An 18592-nucleotide genomic window follows, 5' to 3' on the forward strand; every position below is an offset into this window, starting at 1 on the left:
GCCGGAGTCGGTCGGCGGCGCGAGACGCCGTGCTCGGGGCGGGAGGCCGCGCCGCCGACCGGCGGACGTCACAGAACGGCGACGGGGGCCACGGGAGTTCCGGTCGCACCGACGAAGGGCTCGGGCATCGCGGACAGCAGGAAGGCGTACCGGCCGGTTTCTCCACAGGCTGTGGACAACTCCTCGAGGTTCCAGTTCTGGCCCTGCAGCATCCCCATCTCCACCAGGTCGAGCGCGTGCACGGGCAGCCAGAGGTCCTCGATCTCTGGCGGGAAGATCTCGAAGGTGAGGGTGTCGTTGGCGACGGCGGCGACATCGCGCGCGTGGAACCACTCCGGCGTGCGCACCGACAGTCCCGGCGACGGATAGCCGTACCCGTCCCGGTCCCCGGCGAGGTACACCTGGATCTGCCCGGTCCGTACGAGTACGACGTCCCCGGCGCGCACCCGCGTTCCGGCGAACTCCTCGGCCGCCTCCAGGTCCTCGGGCGTGACCGCGTGCCCGCCCGCCAGCCGGTCCACGCCCCGCGCGCGGGCCACGTCAAGCAGCACCCCGCGCGAGACGACGTGCCGTGCCTTGTCGATGCCGCTGAACCCGGCGCCGCCGTGCGCGGTCACGGTGTCGGCGGGGCGGCCGTTGTAGAGCTTGCCCGAGTGCGAGACATGGGTCAGCGCGTCCCAGTGGGTGCCGGCCTGCAGGCCCATCGTCACGACGTCGTCGCTGCACGCCACCGTGCCGGGGCCGAACAGCTCCTGGTTGATCTGCACCATCGCGTGCAGCGGGTTGATGCGGCCCGGGATCATCCCCGACTGCACGCCGTCCTGCTTCAGGGGCAGGGCGAGCGGGACGCGGCGGCCGGTGCGGACGGTCGCGGCGGCCTCGCGGACGACCTCGTCGGTGATCAGGTTCAGGGTGCCGATCTCGTCGTCGGCTCCCCAACGCCCCCAGTTGTTCACGCGCTTGGCGATCTCATGGAACTCGGCGGGCAGCGACATCGGCCCTCCCCGGGGCTTGTCTCCACGTATCTGACGGGACATAAAATCTAACGGTCCGTCAGAAACCGCGGGAAGGGGCCGGTCGTGGGGAACTTCTTGGCAGGCAAGGTCGTCGCCGTGACCGGTGCCGGGCGGGGCATCGGCCGGGCGGTGGCGCTGGCCGCGGCGGCCGAGGGGGCGCGGGTCGTGGTCAACGACTACGGCGTCTCGGTGGACGGTGCCTCGCCGACGAGCGAGGTCGCCGAGGCGGTCGTCAAGGAGATCGAGGCCGCCGGCGGGGAGGCGGTGGCGGTCGCCGACGACGTGTCCACGATGGCCGGCGGCGCGCGGGTCGTGGAGGTCGCGCTGTCGTCCTACGGGCGGCTGGACGGGGTCGTCTGCGTCGCCGGGATCCTGCGGGAGCGGATGCTGTTCAACATGTCCGAGGAGGAGTGGGATCCGGTGGTCGCCACCCACCTGAAGGGCACGTTCACCGTTTTCCGGGCCGCGTCCGCCGTCATGCGCAAGCAGCGCGCCGGGACGCTGATCGGGTTCACCAGCGGCAACCACCAGGGGTCCGTCTCGCAGGCCAACTACAGCGCGGCGAAGGGCGGGATCATCTCGCTGGTGCGGAGCGCTGCGCTGGGCCTGCACAAGTACGGCGTCACCGCCAACGCGGTGGCCCCTGTCGCCCGTACGCGGATGTCCGCCAATGTGCCCATGGAGTTGGCGGAGATCGGGGAGCCGGAGGATGTGGCGGCGTTCGTCGTGTACCTGCTGTCCGAGCGGGCTCGGGAGGCGGGGGTCACCGGGCAGGTGTACACGGTGGCGGGGCCGAAGATCGCGGTGTGGGCGCAGCCGAAGGAATTGCGCGCTGCGTATGCCTCCGGCGGTTGGACGGCGGAGAAGATCGCGGAGTCTTTGCCCGGGTCTGTGGGTGTGGATCCGATGCCGATGCTTGCTCAGTTGGCCGCGATGGAGAAGGCGGCGGGGCGTGGGGAGAGGCCGAACGCCCAATAGCTCGGGGGATGCGGTGTAGGGCGGGTCCGGGTTTGTGGGGGCTGGTCGCGCCCACGCGGCGGAGTCGCACATTGATACAGCCCCGCGCCCCCGAGTGGGTCCACTGGTCCGGCGTTGAGAGGAGACCGTCGTGGAGTTCGGGTTTTCCGGCGAGGACGAAGCGTTCCGGTTGGAGGCGCGGGACTGGCTGGCCGAGCACGTCGACACCGGCCAGGACCGGCGTACATGGGAACGCACCCTCGGGAAAGCCGGCTGGATCGGGCTGGGATGGCCGGAGGGGGGCTACGGGAACCGAACTGCCGGGCTCACCCAGCAAGTTGTCTGGGCCGAGGAGTACGCGCGGTCCGGGGCGCCTCCTCGGTCCGGGCATATCGGGGAGAACTTGTTGGCCCCTACCCTCATCGCTCACGGGAGTGAGGAGCAGAAGGGGCGGTTTCTGCCGCCCGTCGCCGCCGGGGAGGAGTTGTGGTGTCAGGGGTACAGCGAACCCGGGGCCGGGTCCGATCTGGCCGGGGTGCGGACCTCCGCCGTGCGGGAAGGGGCGGAGTTCCGGATCAGTGGGCAGAAGATCTGGACCTCACTCGCCCATGAGGCGGACTGGTGTTTTGTGCTGGCCCGGACCGAAGTCGGATCCCATCGGCATCACGGGTTGAGCTTTCTTCTCGTGCCCATGGACCAGCCGGGGCGGGTCGAGGTGCGGCCCATCCGGCAGATGACCGGGACCAGTGACTTCAACGAGGTCTTCTTCGACGGGGCGCGTGCCCGAGCCGAGCATGTCGTCGGAGGTGAGGGGCGGGGGTGGCAGGTGGCGATGAGTTTGTTGGGGTTCGAGCGGGGGGTGTCGACGCTGGCCCAACAGATCGGATTCGCCGAGGAGTTGAGCGAGGTCGTGCGAGTCGCCGTGCGGACCGGTGCCGTCGGGGATCCGGTGGTGCGGGAGCGGATCGTGCGGCAGTGGGCCGAGTTGCGGGCCATGCGGTGGAACGCCCTGCGCACGCTGGGCGGTTCCGGTGATCCGGGGGCGCCGAGTGTGGCGAAGCTGCTGTGGGCCAACTGGCACCAGCGACTGGGGGAGTTGGCGGTGCTGGTGCGGGGGGCCGAGGCGTCCGTGGGGGCCTCGGACTGGTCGCCCTCCGCGCCGTACGAACTCGACCGGGACCAGCAGTTGTTCCTGTTCTCGCGGGCCGACACCATCTACGGCGGCTCGGACCAGGTGCAGCGCACCATCATCGCCGAGCGTGTGCTCGGCCTGCCCAGGGAGCCCAAGGGGGTCGTCTGATGCGCGGAGTGGTGTTCGACGGTAAGCGGGTCGAGGTCGTCGACGACCTGGAGGTGCGGGAGCCGGGGGCGGGTGAGGTGCTGGTCGCGGTCTCGGCGGCCGGGTTGTGCCACAGCGATCTGTCCGTGGTGGACGGGACCATACCCTTCCCCGTTCCGGTGGTGCTGGGGCACGAGGGGGCGGGGGTGGTGGAGGCCGTCGGGGCCGGGGTCACGCATGTCGCGCCCGGGGACCACGTGTCGCTGTCCACGCTCGCCAACTGCGGTGCCTGCGCGGACTGCGACCGGGGGCGGCCGACCATGTGCCGGCAGGCGATCGGGCGGCCCGGGAAGCCCTTCACCCAGGGCGGTCGGGCGGTGTACCAGTTCGCGTCCAACTCCGCCTTCGTGGAGCGGACCGTGGTGAAGGCCGTGCAGGCGGTGCGGATCCCGAAGGACATTCCGCTGCCGTCGGCCGCGCTGATCGGGTGCGGGGTGCTGACCGGGGTGGGGGCCGTGCTCAACCGGGCGCGGGTGGACCGGGGGGACTCGGTGCTCGTCATCGGGACGGGCGGGATCGGGCTGAACGTCATCCAGGGGGCCCGGATCGCGGGGGCCCTGCGGATCGTCGCCGTCGACGCGAACCCGGCGAAGGAGGCGGTGGCCCGGCAGTTCGGGGCGACGGACTTCCTGACCTCGACCGAGGGCGTGCGCGACGTCCTGCCGACCGGGGCCGACCACGCCTTCGAGTGCGTCGGGCGGGTGGAGCTGATCCGGCAGGCGATCGACCTGCTCGACCGGCACGGGCAGGCGGTGCTGCTCGGCACGGCTCCGGCGACGGCCGAGGCGTCGTTCCGCGTCTCCTCGCTGTTCCTGGACAAGTCGATCCTCGGTTGTCGATACGGCTCCTCCCGGCCGCAGCGCGACATCCCCCTGTACGCCGAGCTCTACCGGCAGGGCCGCCTGCTGCTCGACGAACTGGTCACCGCGACCTACCCCGTCGAGGACTTCGAGAAGGCGAAGGCCGACGCGGAGGCCGGGCGGGTGGCGCGCGCGGTGCTCACGTTCTGACCCCGGTGCGGAAGGTCCGGCGGTACGTGGTCGGCGTCACCCCGAGGGCCGCCTGCAGGTGCTGGCGCATCGACTGGGCCGTTCCGAAGCCGGACTCCTGCGCCACCTGGTCCACCGACAGGTCGCTCGACTCCAGCAGCTGACGGGCCCGCTCCACCCGCTGCTGGGTGAGCCACTGGCCGGGGCTGACCCCGACCTCCTCACGGAAACGGCGTGTGAAGGTCCGTACCGACATCGACTCCTGGGCGGCCATGTCGCGCAGCTGGATCGGCTCGTGGAGGCGGCCCAGCGCCCAGGCGCGGGCGCCTCTCGTGGTCGCCAGCTGGGGTTCGGGGACCGGTCGGTGGATGTACTGCGCCTGCCCGCCGTCGCGGTGGGGCGGTACGACGGTGCGGCGGGCCACTTCGTTGGCGACCGCCGTGCCGTGGTCGCGGCGCACCATGTGCAGGCACAGGTCGATGCCGGCCGCGACGCCGGCCGAGGTCAGCACGTCGCCGTCGTCGATGAACAGCACGTTCGGGTCGACGTCGATCTTCGGGAACAGTCGCTGGAGCTGGTCGGTCTCGGCCCAGTGCGTGGTCGCGGGGCGGCCGTCGAGGTAGCCGGCGGCGGCGAGGACGAAGACGCCCGTGCAGATGGAGGCGAGCCGGGTGCCGGGGCGGATGTGGGCGAGGGCGGCGGCCAGCTCCTCGGTGAGGACGCCCTCCTCGAAGACCGGGCCGAGTTCGTACGACGCCGGGACGATGACGGTGTCGGCGGTGGCGAGGGTCTGCGGGCCGTTCTCGACGTCGATGGAGAAGTCGGCGTCCGTGCGGACCGGGCCCGGTGGCCGGATCGAACAGGTCACGACCTCGTACAGCCGGCGCCCCAGGGCGTCCTTGGGTCGCCCGAAGATGCGGTGCGGGATGCCCAGTTCGAAGGGGAGCAGCCCGTCCATGGCGAGGACGACGACGCGGTGCGGCCGGAACTCCATGGCGGTGCCCCTCTCTGGGCCCAAGGCCCTCTCCAAGCCCCGGCCCCGTGACCCGGTGGCCCGATTCTAACGAATGCTGTCCTTCGGGCCAGTGGTTACGGCGGGTTCCGGCCGGGATGCTCTATGTCGTGACCCAGACAACCGAGGCAGCGGCCGCCGCAGAGGACCTCCGGCCGCCCAAGACGTCGCGCGTCCACCGCGCCTGGTTCGTCGCCGCCGTCACCTTCGTGACGATCATCGGCGCCGCCGCCTTCCGCTCCCTGCCCGGACTGCTGATCGACCCGCTGCACCAGGAGTTCGGCTGGTCGCGCGGCACGATCGGCGCCGCCGTCTCGATCAACCTCGCGCTGTACGGCCTGACCGCACCCTTCGCGGCGGCGCTGATGGACCGCTTCGGCATCCGCAAGGTCGTCGCGGTGGCGCTGACCGTCATCGCGCTCGGCTCCGGCCTGACGGTGTGGATGACGTCGGCCTGGCAACTGCTGCTGTGCTGGGGCCTGCTGGTCGGTCTGGGCTCCGGCTCGATGGCGCTGGCCTTCGCCGCCACGGTCACCAACCGCTGGTTCACCGAGCGGCGGGGCCTGGTGACGGGCATCCTGACCGCCGCCTCGGCCTCCGGCCAGCTGATCTTCCTGCCGGTGCTGTCGTGGATCGTCGAGCACCACAGCTGGCGTCCGGCGGCGGTGACGGTGGCCCTCGCGGCCCTGGCGGTCGTGCCCTTCGTCTGGCTGCTGCTGCGGGACCACCCGGCCGACGTGGGCGTGAAGCCGTACGGCGCGAAGGAGTTCGTGGTGAAGCCGCCGCCCGCGCAGGGCGCCGCCCGCCGCACGGTGCGGGTGCTGGCCTCCGCCGTCCGCACCGGCCCCTTCTGGCTGCTGGCCGGCACCTTCGCGATCTGCGGCGCCTCCACCAACGGCCTGATCCAGACCCACTTCGTGCCCGCCGCGCACGACCACGGCATGCCGGTGACGGCGGCGGCCTCGCTGCTCGCGGTGATCGGGGTGTTCGACGTCGTCGGCACGATCGCCTCCGGCTGGTTCACCGACCGATTCGAGCCGCGCCGCCTGCTCGCGGTCTACTACGCCCTGCGCGGCATCAGCCTCCTCTTCCTCCCCATGCTCCTGGCCCCGTCCGTCCACCCGCCGATGCTCTTCTTCATCGTCTTCTACGGCCTCGACTGGGTCGCCACCGTCCCGCCCACCGTCGCCCTGTGCCGCGAGCACTACGGCGACGACAGCGCCATCGTCTTCGGCTGGGTCCTCGCCTCCCACCAGGTCGGCGCCGCCCTCGTCGCCTTCCTCGGCGGCGTCGCCCGCGACGTCTTCGGCTCCTACGACATGGTCTGGTACGCGTCGGGAGCCCTGTGCGCGGCGGCGGCACTGATGGCGCTGGTGATCCGCCGACGACCGGCGCCGGGGCTGGCCCCGGCCCTCTAGCGGTTGACCGCCGGATATTCCGTTGGGCACGTTTCCGCCGTATCCGTACAGTCGCGGACATGACCATCCCGATCGCGTTCGACATGGAGACCGGCGACCCCGACGACGTCTTCACCCTGTGTGCCCTCGCGACCCATCCATGGGCGCGCCTGGTGGCCGTGACGGTCATGCCGGGATCGGACGAGCAGGTCGGGATCGTCAAGCACCTCCTCGGGCGCCTCGGGGTGACCGTGCCGGTCGGGGCGTACCGGCCCGGCGGCGACGTGAAGCCGGTGTCGGGCTTCCACCGCCGATGGCTCGGGAAGGTTCCGCCCCGCGAAGCCGACGCCGAGGCCTGGCAGTTGCTCCACGACACCTTCGCCGCCGAGGACGCGACGCTGCTCACGGGGGCGCCGCTGAAGAACCCCGGCGTGCTCCTGGAACGGAAACCGGACGTCCGCGTCGCCCGCTGGGTCGCGCAGGGCGGCTTCGCCGGCGACTCCGTCGTGCCGCCCGAACACCGGCTCCCCAAGTTCGCAGGACGCGAGACCTGCGGGACGTACAACTTCAACGGCGCTCCGGAGGCGGCGTCGAAGCTGCTGGAGTCGCCCCACGTCGGCGATCGGGTGCTCGTCTCGAAGAACGTCTGCCACGGCGTCGTCTACGACGGCGCGATGCACGCCGCCCTGTCGGCGCGCCGGCTCACGCCCGGGATGGCGCTCGTACGGGAGGGCATGGAGGTCTACCTGGCCAAGCGCCGCACCGGCAAGGCCTTCCACGACCCCCTCGCGGCGGCCGTGGCCCTCGACGAGTCCGTCTGCGCGTTCCGCGAGGTCGAGGTGTACCGGGAGCGCGGCGCCTGGGGCGCCCGCCCGGCGACCGGCACCCGGACCCGCATCTCGATCTCGGTCGACCAGGCCCGCTTCCTGGACGTCCTCACGGCCACCCGGTGAAGGCCGCCGAGGTCACCTCACTGTGGCGGCTGGTCGTCCTGTAGGTGGCCGAATCGCCCCCGGTGGAAGAGGAGGGGGGCGGTGGGGGACTCCGAGGTGCCCAGGGCCTCCACCCGGCCCACCACGATCAGGTGGTCGCCTCCGGTGTGTACCGCGTGGATCGTGCAGTCGATCCATGCGGTGGCCTCCGTGAGGCGGGGGGAGCCGGAGGCCGGGGCGAGGTCATACGGCACGCCCGCGAACTTGTCCGTGCCGGGGGTCGCGAAGGCGCGGCACAGGGCGGCCTGGTGGACGGCGAGGATGTTGACGCAGAAGACGCCGGCGCGGGCGATGCGCGGCCAGGTCGTGGACGTACGGCCCACCATGAAGGCGACCAGGGGTGGGTCGAGGGAGAGGGAGGAGAAGGACTGACAGGCGAAGCCGGCCGCGGGCGGGGCGGTGATCACCGTGACGCCCGTCGCGAAGGCGCCGAGCACGCGGCGGAACTCGGCCTGGTCGAGCGGAGCCCGCTCGTCCTCGCGGACGCAGCGCAACTCCGGGCGCGGCAGCGCCTCTACGGGGGCGGGAGCGCCGGCCGCCCTGAGATAGCGGACGGCGGCGGCGGCCGCCCCTGCGTGTCCCATCACGTCTTCCATTGAAGCTGACGGAGTGTCAGATGGGAAGGGGTGGGGAGGGTCAGCGGCCCTCGTAGGCGGGGGTTCTGCGCTCCATGAACGCCCGTACGCCTTCCCGGGCGTCCCGCGTCGTCATGTTGATCTCCTGGGCGGCGGCCTCGGCGGCGAAGGCGGTCGTGCGGTCGGTGTCCAGGGAGGCGTTGACGAGCTGTTTGGTGAGGGCGAGGGCTCGGGTGGGGGCGGAGGCGAGGCGTTCCGCCCAGGCGCGGGCCGTCTTCGCCAACTCGTCGTCGGGGACGACCCGGTTGACGAGGCCGAGGTGTTCTGCGTCGGTGGCGGAGAGCGCGTCGCCGAAGAACATCAGTTCCTTGGCGCGTTGCGGGCCGATCAGGCGGGGGAGGAGGTAGGCGCCGCCGCCGTCGGGGACCAGGCCGCGCCGGACGAACACCTCGATGAACCTCGCCGATTCCGCCGCCAGTACGAGGTCGCAGGCGAGCGCGAGATGGGCGCCGAGGCCGGCCGCCGTGCCGTTCACCGCCGCGATCACCGGCTTTTCGCAGTCGAGGACGGCGGAGATGAGGCGTTGGGCGCCCTGCCGGATCATGCGGGCCACGTCTCCGGCCACCCGCTCACCCTCCGCCGAGCCGCCGCGCAGGTCGGCGCCCGCGCAGAAGCCACGACCGGTTCCGGTGATGACCACGGCCCGTACGTCCGGGTCGGCCGACGCGTCCGCCAACAGCCGGATCAGGAGGTCCCGTTGGCCGGGGGTGAGGGCGTTGAGGGCCTCGGGGCGGTTGAGGGTGACGTGGGTGACCTGGGCCTCGGTGGTGTGCAGTACGTCGGTCATCGGCACACCGCCAGCGCGTCCAGCGCCACCGCGCCCTGCCCCCTCGGCAGCACCATCAGCGGGTTGATGTCCAGCTCCGCGAGGTCGTCCCCGAGCTCCAGTGCCATGCGCTCCACCCGCAGGACGACCTCGACGAGCGCGTCCAGGTCGGCCGGCGGGCGCCCCCGGACCCCGTCGAGCAGCGCCCGCCCGCGCAGGTCGGCCAGCATGGCGTGCGCCTGGTCCTCACCGAAGGGCGGCACCCGTACGGCGACGTCGTGCAGGACCTCGACCAGCACCCCGCCGAGCCCGACGGTGACGGTCGGCCCGAAGAGCTGGTCGTGGGTGACACCGACGACCATCTCCACGCCCCGTTCGACCATCTGGCAGACCAGGACACCGTCCAGGGACACGCCCTCGTAACGGGCGATGTCGGTCAACTCGCGGTAGGCGTCCCGGACCTGGCTGGCGGAGGTCAGGCCGACCTTCACCAGGCCCAGCTCGGTCTTGTGGGCGATCTGCGCGCCGGACGCCTTCATCACCACCGGGTAGCCCACCAGGCCCGCCGCGCGGACGGCCGCCGCCGCGCTGGTCACCAACTGCTCGCGCGGTACCCGGATGCCGTACGCCCGCAGCAACTGCTTCGCCGCGTGCTCGCTGAGCTGCTGGCCGGGGCGCATCAGGGCCTGCGCCTTGCGGAAGGACGGCGAGGTGGTGCGCGGCGCCTCGTCGAAGGGGGAGCGGTAGTGGGCGACGAAACGGTGGTGGTCGAGGTAGGCGCGGACGGCGGTGATGCAGTTGGCGACCGTGCGGAAGGTGGCCACGCGGGAGGAGCCGAGCAGCACCTCGCGGTAGGCGGGCTCGGTGCCGACCGGGGAGCCCCACACCACACAGACCAGCTTGTCGGTCCGCTCAGCCGCGTCCACCAGGTCCTGGACGAGCTTGTCGCTCAGGGGTGGGAAGGGGCCGGTGATCGGGCAGATCAGGACGCCGACCGCCGGGTCGTCCAGGATCGCGTCGATGATCTTCCGGCCGCGTTCGTCCCCGACCGGGTGGCCGCCGTTGTCGACGGGGTTGGCGACGCTCAGATAGCCGGGGATCCACTGATGCAGCTCGGCCTGCTTGGCGTCGGACAGTTCGGGCAGCGACAGCCCCGCCTCGGTCGCCAGGTCGGCGAAGTGCGCGCCCGTGCCGCCGGAGATGGAGTAGACGACCACGCCGTCGGCCCGGGGCGGCCTCGCGCGGGCCAACAGGGCGGCAGTGTCCTGGAGTTCGTCGAGGCCGTCCACCCGGATCACGCCGAACTGCCGCATCGCCGCGTCCACCACCGTGTCCGCGCCGGTCAGTTTGCCGGTGTGGGAGGCGGCCGTACGGGCGCCGGTCTCGGTGCGGCCGACCTTCACGGCGACGACCGGTACCTTGCGGCGGGCGGCGCGGTCGGCGGCGAGCAGGAAGGAACGGCCGTCCTTGAGGCCCTCGACGTAGCAGGCGATGGCGCCGACCTCGGGCCGCTCGGCGAAGTAGGAGAGGAAGTCGGCGGTCTCCAGGTCGGCCTCGTTGCCGGTCGGCGCCCAGTGCGAGAGGCGGATGCCGAGCTCCTGGAGGGAGAAGACAGGGCGGCCCTGGTGGCCGGACTGGGTGATCAGGGCGATCGCCGGTCCGTCGAGGTCCTCACGGAACCGCTCGAAGGCGTTGAGGTTGGTGTTGGGCCCCAGCAGCCGCATCCCCGAGCGCCGCACGGCGAGCGCCAGCCGCTCCTGCGCGGCGGCGCCCTCCGCCCCGGTCTCGGCGAACCCGGAGGCGAAGACGACCGCGAACCGCACCTTGGCCTCGGCGAGTTCCTCGACCACCGGAAGCGGGTCGGCGACCAGCAGCACCGCGAGGTCGACCTGTTCGGGCAGGTCGGCCACGGACGGGGCGCAGGGGATGCCGAAGACGGACGGACGGGTCGGGTGCACGGGGTGCAGCCGGGCCCCGACCCGCTCCGCCCAGGCCACCAGCTGCCGGGTGATGCCGGTGTTGGGCCGCCCCTCGGCGTCCGAGGCGCCGATGACGGCGACGGACTCGGGGCGGAAGAACCGGTCCAGGTCGGGGACGTCGGCGTACAGGGGCCGGCCGCTGACGTCGAGGTCGTCGACGTCGGCCGGCCTGCCGTGGACGGCTGGCCCGGGTTGCTCGCCGCACGCGACGACCCGGGCCCGGCGGGAGTCGGTGGTGAGGGTGCCGTGGGTTGATCCAAGCATCGGTCCGCCCGCTCCTCTGAGACAGCCAAATAACTGACGCTCTGTCAGATTACTGAACTGACGCAGTGTCAGGAATGGGCGTGCACCCAAAGTTGGTGAACTCGCAACCGATCACGGCTTCACCTCGCCGCTCCACCCTCACGGCTCCACCCTCACGGGTTCACCTCACAGCTCCGCCAGCACCTCCTTGGCCACCCGCTCGCCCGAGCGCACGGCTCCGTCCATGTAACCGTTCCAGTAGGCCGAGGTCTCGGTGCCGGCCCAGTGGATGCCGCCGACCGGCTGGCGCAGGGCGGCGCCGTACTCGGTGAGCACGCCCGGCGGGGCGTAGGCGACCGGGCCGCCGCGGGAGAAGCCCTCGTTGTCCCAGCGCTGCAGGACGAAGGAGGTGGGCGAAGACGCCTTCGCGCCGAAGTAGTTGGCGTAGTCCTTGAGGACGGCCGCCTTCACCTCGTCGACGCTCGCGGCGTCGTACGCCCGTATCTCGTCGGCCTCGATGAAGCCCATCAGGGCGCCGTAGGAGGCGTCCGGCGGAGAGTTGTCGAACGTGGAGCGGACCACGCCGGAGTCGCTGACGACCTGGCCGTTGAGGCCGTCGGCGCGCCAGAACGGGGTGTCGTAGACGGCGATCGCCTTGCCGATCGAGCCCATCGGGAGCCGCTGGCTGAGCTGGTCACGGGCGGCCGGGAGCAGGGGGTCGTAGGAGATGCGGGCCGCCAGCGGCGGCGGTACGGCGACGACGACCTTCTTGGCGGTCACCGTGACGCCGTCGGCCGTGACGACGTAACCGCCGCCGGACTGCGCGATCGAGCGGACCGGCGCGCTCAGCACCACCCGGTCGCCGAGCGTGGCGGCCAGTTTGATCGCGACCTGCTGGGAGCCGCCGACGAAACGGGACTCCTGGGCGCCGTTCGCGGTGTCGGTGAGGCGTTCCAGGGTGCCGACGTTGTTCTCGTCGCCGGCGGCCGCGATGTAGAACAGCACGAAGAGCAGGGAGAGTTCGCGGGGCTGGGCGGAGAAGATCGACGTACAGGCCACGTCCAGCAGGAACTTGGCCGAGGGGATGACCGCGTTGGCGTTCAGCCAGCTCTCGAAGGTCTGCTTGTCCCACTCGGCGGCCTTGGCGGCCGTCCAGGGCGCGTCGACGGGGACGGTCTTGGCCATGTCGTCCAGCGAGGACTGCACGATCGCCGCGTTGGCGAGACCGGCCGCGTCGACCGGCGGGACCGAGCCGAGGATGCCGCTCGTGTCGTACGGGGTGCGGGTGCCGTCCTTGTAGAGGAGGTTCTTGCCGGTGTTGTAGGTGGTGAAGGTGGCCACGCCCAGGGAGTCGGCGAGGGCCTTGATGCGGTTCTGGGTGGGCCCGATGAACTCGCCGCCGCCCTCGGTGAAACCGCCGCCCGCGAGCTTCAGGTTGACGACCCGGCCGCCGACGCGGTCCCGGGCCTCGAGGACGACGACCGTCTTGCCGCCGGCCACCAGGTCGCGGGCCGCGGTCAGCCCGGCGAGCCCGCCGCCGACGATGGCGACGTCGACGTCACGACTGGTGCCCGCCGCGGCGGCGGTGCCGGCCGCGGTACCGGTGAGGGTGACGGCGCCCGCGGCCGCGGCACCGCCGAGCAGGGAGCGCCGGGACAGGGCCCCGGGGTGGTGCTGTCTTCCACGTGCCACGTGCGTCCTCCGTGTGGAGAGAGTGTGGAGCCAGAAAGTGAGCAGTGTTCAGATTCTGGCCCCGGAGGGCGGCACGCTTCAACGCTTCCGCCACATCTGACGCACAAGTAAGGAGCCTTCTGAAAAAGGAAGTTGAGGAGAAGAAGGGGCTTACCGGTCGGGCCGGGGACAGCCGGGGACAGCCGGAGTCTCAGCCGGGGAGCCGGGACAGCGCGTCCCCGCCGTTCTTCACGATCGCCTTCGCGATCTTCCCGGCGTCGATCGCGACCTCGCGCAGGGTGCCGCTGATGGGCGTGGTGAAGCCGGTGAAGTACAGACCGGGTGTCTGCTCGGGCACGCGGGCGCCGTGTGCGAGGGGTCTGCCCTGGGCGTCCAGCACGCCCAGGTGGCCGACCAGACCCTCCAGCGCGCGGACGTAACCGGTGGCCGCGACGACGGCCTCGGGGGAGATGCGGGTCCCGTCGGCGAGGACGACCTTGCCGTCCTCGAAGCCCTCGACGGCGGCCACCACCTCGACCCGCCCCTTGCGCACGGCGTCGATCAGCCCGACGTCCTGCACCGGGATGGCGCCCGCCTTGGCGCGGCTGTAGAGCCCCGTGTCCGGGCGGGGCAGCCCGTGCGCGGAGAGGTCGGGCACGCTGAGCTTCGCCATCGGCCGGGCGAGCCGGTCCACGACCCCGACCGGCAGTCGCCGTACCAGGACGCCCGTGTACTGCGCGGCCCAGCCGGCCGTGGAGCGGCGGACGATGTGCGGGGCCGTACGTACCGACAGCCGTACCCGGGAGGCGCCGCCCTCCACCAGGTCCACGGCGATCTCCGCGCCGGTGTTGCCGACGCCGACGACCAGGACGTCCCGGCCGGCGTACGGGCCGGGGGCGCGGTAGTCGCCGGCGTGCGTGAAGTCGCCGGTGTACGTGTCGAGGCCGGGCCAGTCGGGGACGTACGGGGTGTGGTTGTACCCGGTCGCGACGACCACGGCGGCGCCGGTCAGCTCCCGGCCGCCGGTGGCGCGCAGCAGCCAGCCCGTGCCGTCGGGGGCGCGTTCGACGCGCGAGACCTCGACGCCGGTGACGACCTCCAGCTCGTGCACCTCGGCGTACTTCTCCAGGTACCGCACCACGTCGTCCCGGGCCACCCACCGCCCGAACCGGCGCGGCATGGGCAGCCCCGGCAGGGCCGACAGGCGCCGGGTGGTGTGCAGGTGCAGCCGGTCGTAGTGGCGCCGCCAGGACGCGCCCACGTCGTCGGCCTTCTCCAGGACGACCGCCCGGACGCCCCGGGCCCGCAGCGCGTACGCGACGGAGAGCCCCGCGGGTCCACCGCCGATGACGTGGACGGGGTGGCCCGAAGGGCTCGCGGACGGTGTGGAGTCGGCCATGAGCGCGAGCGTAATCACGCACCAGCTTGATGGGTCTCGGTCAAGACCGGAATTGGTTGCGGATTGATCACGCCTGTAGGAGGAGTGGGTGGGACTTGTGACGTAGAACACCTGGTTGTGGCCGCGCGGCGTCCGGCCGCGGCCCGGGTTCCGGGATCGGCTCATCTGACGTACCGTCAGATACATGACGCGTCACGATCTCCCGGAGGCCGACGCCTTCACCCGGACGTACTGGGACGCGGCGGCCGAGGGGCGGCTGCTGGTCCGGCGGTGCGGGGCGTGCGGGCGGGCGCACCACTACCCGCGCGAGTTCTGTCCGCACTGCTGGAGCGAGGACGTGACCTGGGAGCCGGCGAGCGGCCGCGCCGCGCTCTACACCTGGTCCGTCGTCCACCGCAACGACCTGCCGCCCTTCGGTGAGCGCACCCCGTACGTCGCCGCCGTCGTCGACCTCGCGGAGGGGCCCCGGATGATGACGGAGCTCGTCGACTGCGCGGCCGAGCGGCTGCGGGCCGGGACGGAACTGGAGGTCTGCTTCCGGGACGGGGTGCCGGTATTCCGGCCGCGTGGCTGAGGCGGGCGCGTTTGAATGGGCGCATGACCGGCATACACGACCGCACCCTCACCCTCGAGTCCACCGAAGTGCGCGGCCACGGACTGCGCCTGCGCCCGTGGGACGCGGACTGCGAGGCCGACGTCGAGGCCTTCTTCCGGGGCTGCGCCGACCCCGAGTTCCGGCGCTGGAACACCCCGCTCACGCCGGTCTCCGACCTCGCCGTGGCCCGCGCCTCGATCGCCGCGAAGGCGGAGGGGGCGCGGACGGGGACGGGAGTGGCGTTCTGCGTCGAGGACGCGGGGGACGGTACGCGGCTGGGCCACATCAGCGTCCAGGACATCCACCCCGTGCTCAGCCACGCCATCGTCGGCTACTGGGTGCTGCCCGAGTCCCGCGGCCGGGGCGTCGCCACCCGCGCCCTCGCCCTGGCCGCCCACTGGGCCCACACCGAGCTGGGCCTGCACCGCCTCGAACTGCACCACGCCGTCGGCCACGAGGTGTCCTGCAAGGTCGCCGAACGCTGCGGCTTCCGCTACGAGGGCACGATGCGCGGCCAGATGTTCGAAGCGGACCGCCAGGACGCGTTCCGCGACTCCCACCTGCACGCACGGCTGGCGACGGATCCGGAGGTTCGTCTGGGTGGTTCGACGTCGGGCGTGTAGCACCGGGAGACACGCGGGCCTACGGTGACGGAATGAGGGCCATCGTCGAGGCCGGTGAGACCTTCCACATCACGCGGAACGGCGTTCAGGTCGCCGAACTGCGCCCCCTGGCCCCTCGATGCTCGGTCTGAGGTGAACGCGTAATTCGGAGGCAGGGCAGCCCGGTCGCGCGGCAGCATGAGGTATGCGCCCCGATGGCTGGTACCGCACCGACGACCTGGACGTCTTCCTCTCCCGGGCCGGGGACTTCCTGCGCTCCCGGCCCGCTCTGCACACCCTTCCGCTGACCGTGACCGAGCAGCTGCGCAGGCGCGGGGCGGGGACCTACGGGGACGAGGCGCCGTACTTCGGGGTGCTGGAGCGGCAGGGTGTGGTCCGGGCGGTCTACTTCCGTACACCTCCCTACCGGCTCAACGTCACCTCCCTCGCCCCCGAGGGGGCCGACTCCCTCGCCGTCCACCTGGCCGACGACGGCCGCCCGCTGCCCGGCGTCTCCGGGGAGCGGGTCGGTGTGGAGGCGCTGGTGAGGGCCTGGGAGCGGCGTACGGGTGCGACGGCGGCCGTGTACCAGCGGCAGCGGCTGTACCGGCTCGACGAGCTGACCGTGCCGGAGCCGGTGCCGGCGGGGCGGGCGCGGGTCGCCGGGGAGGCGGACCGGGAGCAACTGGCGCTCTGGTACGGCGAGTTCATGGCGGCCGTCGGTGAGGGCGCCGGTCAGCGCGCGGAGGACTGGGCCGACTCGCGCGTCTCCTACGGCGGCGTCACCTTCTGGGAGGACGCCGACGGCACCCCGCTCTCCATGGCCGGCGTCACCCCGACGGTCGCCGGACAGGTACGGGTGGCACCCGTCTACACCCCGGCCGGCCTGCGCGGCCGCGGGTACGCCGGCGCGGTCACCACCGAGGTCAGCCGCGCGGCGCGCGCGTCGGGCGCGGGGGAGGTGCTGCTCTTCACGGACCTGGCCAACCCGACCAGCAACGCCCTCTACCAGCGCATCGGTTACCGCCCGGTGGCGGACTTCGTCCAGTACGACTTCGGCCGGTACGGGGACACGGGCTGAGGACCCGGCGTCACGGCCAGAGCAGCTCGCGCTCCCACCCCCCGTCCCCCCACCGATAGTTCAACCGCACATGCCGCCGCCGTTCGTCGCCCTGGAAGAACTCCGCCTCCTCCGGGTGCAGTCGGTACAGCGTCCAGGTCGGGACCGGGGCGTCCGGCTCCTGCTGGGCCCGTTCCCAGGCGGCCTGCGAGGCCCGCGCCAGCTCCTCCACCGAGCCCAGCACCTCGCTCTGGCGGCCGGTGAGGGCGGCGGCAAGGGCGCCGGTGGAGCGGGCGTGCAGGTCACCCTGGGACTCGGCCGACGGGGCGGTGGTGACGGGCCCGCGCAGCCGGACCTGGCGGGCGAGGGCCGGCCAGTAGAAGCCGAGGGCCGCGTACGGGCGCCCGGCCAGCTGGCGGCCCTTGCGGCTGCTCCCGTGGGTCGCGAAGGTCCAGCCGTCCGCGTCGGCGCCGTGCAGCATCACGGTCCGTACGTCCGGCCGCCCGTCCGCGTCGGCCGTGGCGAGGGACATGGTGTGCGGTTCGCGCTGCCCGGCGGCGACCGCCTCCGCGAACCACGCCGTGAACAGGGCGAGGGGCTCGGCGGGGGCGGTCGCCGGGTCGAAGGGGCGCAGCTCGGTGACCGCCGGGTCCCACACCCGCAGCGACCTCAGCAGCTCATGAAGATCGGTTCCCATGCGTCGATTGTGACGCGGGTGCCGGCCTCGGTGGGCCCTAGTCCCGTCCCAGCACCACCGTCCCCGACGAGCAGAACCACCCCCCGGTACCGGAGGCCACCCCAAGGCGCGGCAACGCCCCGTCCGCCGTGCGCACCTGCCGGGCGCCCGCCTCCCCGCGGAGCTGCCGCACCGCCTCCACCAGCAGGAACAGCCCCCGCATCCCCGGGTGCTGGGCCGACAGGCCGCCCCCATCCGTGTTCACCGGCAGTTCCCCGCCCCCGACCCGCAGCCGCCCCTTCTCCACGAACGCCCCGCCCTCGCCCTTCCCGCAGAAACCGAGGTCCTCCAGCGTCACCAGCGTCATGTACGTGAACGCGTCGTAGATCTGCGCGAAGTCCATCTCCTCGGGCCGCACGCCGGCCCGCTCGAAGGCCAGGCGTCCGCTCACCGCCGCCGGCGACACCGTGAAGTCCGGCCACTGAGACATCGCCGCGTGCGAGACGTGCTCCCCGGTGCCGAGCACCCAGACGGGGGCGGTGCGGCAGTCCCGTACGTACTCCTCGGCCGCCAGCAGCACGGCCGCGCCGCCGTCGGAGCGGATGCAGCAGTGCAGCTTGGTGAACGGGTCGGCGATCATCGGGCCGGACAGGACGTCGTCGACGGTGATGGGGTCGCGGAACATGGCGTCCGGGTTCAGGGCCGCGTTCGCCCGCGCCTGCACCGCCACCTCCGCCAACTGCTCGATCGTGGTCCCGTGTTCGAGCATGTGGCGGCGGGCCGCCATCGCGTACTTGGCGATCAGCGTGTGACCGTAGGGGACCTCGAACTGGAGCGGGCCGCGGGAGCCGAAGGACAGGTTCCCGGTGCGGCGGCCCGCTCTGATGTCGGCGCGGGCCGTGGAGCCGTAGACGAGGAGGACGGCGTTCGCGTGGCCGGCCGCGATCGCGTCCGCCGCGTGGGCGGCCATGACCTCCCAGGTGGAGCCGCCGACCGAGGTGGAGTCGACCCAGGTGGGCCGCAGGCCGAGGTACTCGGCGACCTCGACGGGGGCCAGCGTGCCGAGGCCGGCCGACGCGAAGCCGTCGACCAGCTCACGACCGAGACCCGCGTCCGCGAGGGCGCGGCGGGCCGCCTGGGCGTGCAGGGCGTACGGCGTCGTGTCGTCCACCCGGCCGCAGTCGGAGAGGGACACCCCGACCGCCGCCACCTTCCGCGTCCCGCGAGTCATGAGAGGCCGCCTTCCCCTGGGCATATCGTTCCC

Annotated in this window: 17 protein-coding genes; 8 read left to right on the forward strand and 9 right to left on the reverse strand. The window is 72.4% G+C overall.

Annotation, left to right across the window (positions count from 1 at the left end):
* Window positions 1–68 precede the first annotated feature (68 nt).
* Window positions 69–995 carry a cyclase family protein gene (locus ACIRVK_RS28335; protein ID WP_404251882.1) on the reverse strand — a complete coding sequence of 309 codons (927 nt, stop codon included), beginning with the start codon at window positions 993–995 and terminating at the stop codon, window positions 69–71.
* Between the two features lie 84 nt (window positions 996–1079).
* Between ACIRVK_RS28335 and ACIRVK_RS28340 the strand changes: the two genes are divergently transcribed.
* The 3 genes from ACIRVK_RS28340 to ACIRVK_RS28350 all read left to right on the forward strand — a co-directional run bounded on the left by ACIRVK_RS28340 (window position 1080) and on the right by ACIRVK_RS28350 (window position 4322).
* A complete protein-coding gene (locus ACIRVK_RS28340) occupies window positions 1080–1994 on the forward strand; it encodes an SDR family NAD(P)-dependent oxidoreductase (protein WP_404251883.1) in 915 nt (304 codons plus the stop codon).
* A gap of 130 nt (window positions 1995–2124) precedes the next feature.
* Window positions 2125–3273, forward strand: coding sequence for an acyl-CoA dehydrogenase family protein (locus ACIRVK_RS28345; RefSeq protein WP_404251885.1), 1149 nt, complete (start codon window positions 2125–2127; stop codon window positions 3271–3273).
* Entirely contained in the window at window positions 3273–4322 is a 1050-nt protein-coding gene (locus tag ACIRVK_RS28350; RefSeq protein ID WP_404251887.1) for a Zn-dependent alcohol dehydrogenase, read from the forward strand. Before ACIRVK_RS28345 ends, ACIRVK_RS28350 begins: the two co-directional genes overlap by 1 nt.
* Here the strand turns inward: ACIRVK_RS28350 and ACIRVK_RS28355 are convergent.
* Window positions 4312–5295: a GlxA family transcriptional regulator gene (locus ACIRVK_RS28355; RefSeq protein WP_404251889.1), complete on the reverse strand. Its 984-nt coding sequence runs from the start codon at window positions 5293–5295 to the stop codon at window positions 4312–4314. The genes ACIRVK_RS28350 and ACIRVK_RS28355 overlap by 11 nt on opposite strands.
* 128 nt (window positions 5296–5423) lie before the next feature.
* Between ACIRVK_RS28355 and ACIRVK_RS28360 the strand changes: the two genes are divergently transcribed.
* The gene (locus ACIRVK_RS28360) at window positions 5424–6731 is read left to right on the forward strand and encodes an MFS transporter (RefSeq protein ID WP_404251891.1); all 1308 of its coding nucleotides are present in this window, start codon (window positions 5424–5426) and stop codon (window positions 6729–6731) included.
* 59 nt (window positions 6732–6790) lie between these two features.
* Entirely contained in the window at window positions 6791–7663 is an 873-nt protein-coding gene (locus ACIRVK_RS28365; RefSeq protein ID WP_404251893.1) for a nucleoside hydrolase, read from the forward strand.
* Window positions 7664–7680: 17 nt separating this feature from the next.
* On the opposite strand, the gene ACIRVK_RS28370 is transcribed toward ACIRVK_RS28365, so the two are convergent.
* The 5 genes from ACIRVK_RS28370 to ACIRVK_RS28390 form a co-directional block, all read right to left on the reverse strand.
* On the reverse strand, window positions 7681–8286 hold the full coding sequence (locus ACIRVK_RS28370; protein ID WP_404251895.1) for a flavin reductase family protein: 606 nt from the start codon (window positions 8284–8286) through the stop codon (window positions 7681–7683).
* Between the two features lie 52 nt (window positions 8287–8338).
* Window positions 8339–9124, reverse strand: a complete 786-nt coding sequence (locus ACIRVK_RS28375; protein WP_404251897.1) for an enoyl-CoA hydratase/isomerase family protein — start codon at window positions 9122–9124, stop codon at window positions 8339–8341.
* Window positions 9121–11346: an acetate--CoA ligase family protein gene (locus tag ACIRVK_RS28380; RefSeq protein WP_404251899.1), complete on the reverse strand. Its 2226-nt coding sequence runs from the start codon at window positions 11344–11346 to the stop codon at window positions 9121–9123. The genes ACIRVK_RS28375 and ACIRVK_RS28380 overlap by 4 nt, the downstream gene beginning before the upstream one ends.
* Window positions 11347–11511: 165 nt before the next feature.
* On the reverse strand, window positions 11512–13017 hold the full coding sequence (locus tag ACIRVK_RS28385) for a flavin monoamine oxidase family protein (protein WP_404251901.1): 1506 nt from the start codon (window positions 13015–13017) through the stop codon (window positions 11512–11514).
* A gap of 190 nt (window positions 13018–13207) precedes the next feature.
* Window positions 13208–14395, reverse strand: a complete 1188-nt coding sequence (locus tag ACIRVK_RS28390; RefSeq protein ID WP_404251903.1) for a flavin-containing monooxygenase — start codon at window positions 14393–14395, stop codon at window positions 13208–13210.
* A 184-nt stretch (window positions 14396–14579) separates the two neighbouring features.
* Here ACIRVK_RS28390 and ACIRVK_RS28395 point away from each other — a divergent pair, with 184 nt between their 5' ends.
* The 3 genes from ACIRVK_RS28395 to ACIRVK_RS28405 all read left to right on the forward strand — a co-directional run bounded on the left by ACIRVK_RS28395 (window position 14580) and on the right by ACIRVK_RS28405 (window position 16673).
* Window positions 14580–14969: a Zn-ribbon domain-containing OB-fold protein gene (locus ACIRVK_RS28395; protein ID WP_404251905.1), complete on the forward strand. Its 390-nt coding sequence runs from the start codon at window positions 14580–14582 to the stop codon at window positions 14967–14969.
* 23 nt (window positions 14970–14992) lie between these two features.
* The gene (locus ACIRVK_RS28400; RefSeq protein WP_404251907.1) at window positions 14993–15613 is read left to right on the forward strand and encodes a GNAT family N-acetyltransferase; all 621 of its coding nucleotides are present in this window, start codon (window positions 14993–14995) and stop codon (window positions 15611–15613) included.
* Window positions 15614–15797: 184 nt separating this feature from the next.
* On the forward strand, window positions 15798–16673 hold the full coding sequence (locus tag ACIRVK_RS28405; RefSeq protein ID WP_404251909.1) for a GNAT family N-acetyltransferase: 876 nt from the start codon (window positions 15798–15800) through the stop codon (window positions 16671–16673).
* 10 nt (window positions 16674–16683) lie between these two features.
* Here ACIRVK_RS28405 and ACIRVK_RS28410 read toward each other — a convergent pair whose 3' ends face one another.
* Window positions 16684–17349, reverse strand: a complete 666-nt coding sequence (locus tag ACIRVK_RS28410) for a pyridoxal 5'-phosphate synthase (RefSeq protein ID WP_404251911.1) — start codon at window positions 17347–17349, stop codon at window positions 16684–16686.
* Between the two features lie 37 nt (window positions 17350–17386).
* A complete protein-coding gene (locus ACIRVK_RS28415) occupies window positions 17387–18559 on the reverse strand; it encodes a thiolase C-terminal domain-containing protein (RefSeq protein WP_404251913.1) in 1173 nt (390 codons plus the stop codon).
* Window positions 18560–18592 lie beyond the last annotated feature (33 nt).

The sequence above is a fragment of the Streptomyces sp. NPDC101152 genome (assembly GCF_044768275.1).
GTDB lineage: Bacteria > Actinomycetota > Actinomycetes > Streptomycetales > Streptomycetaceae > Streptomyces.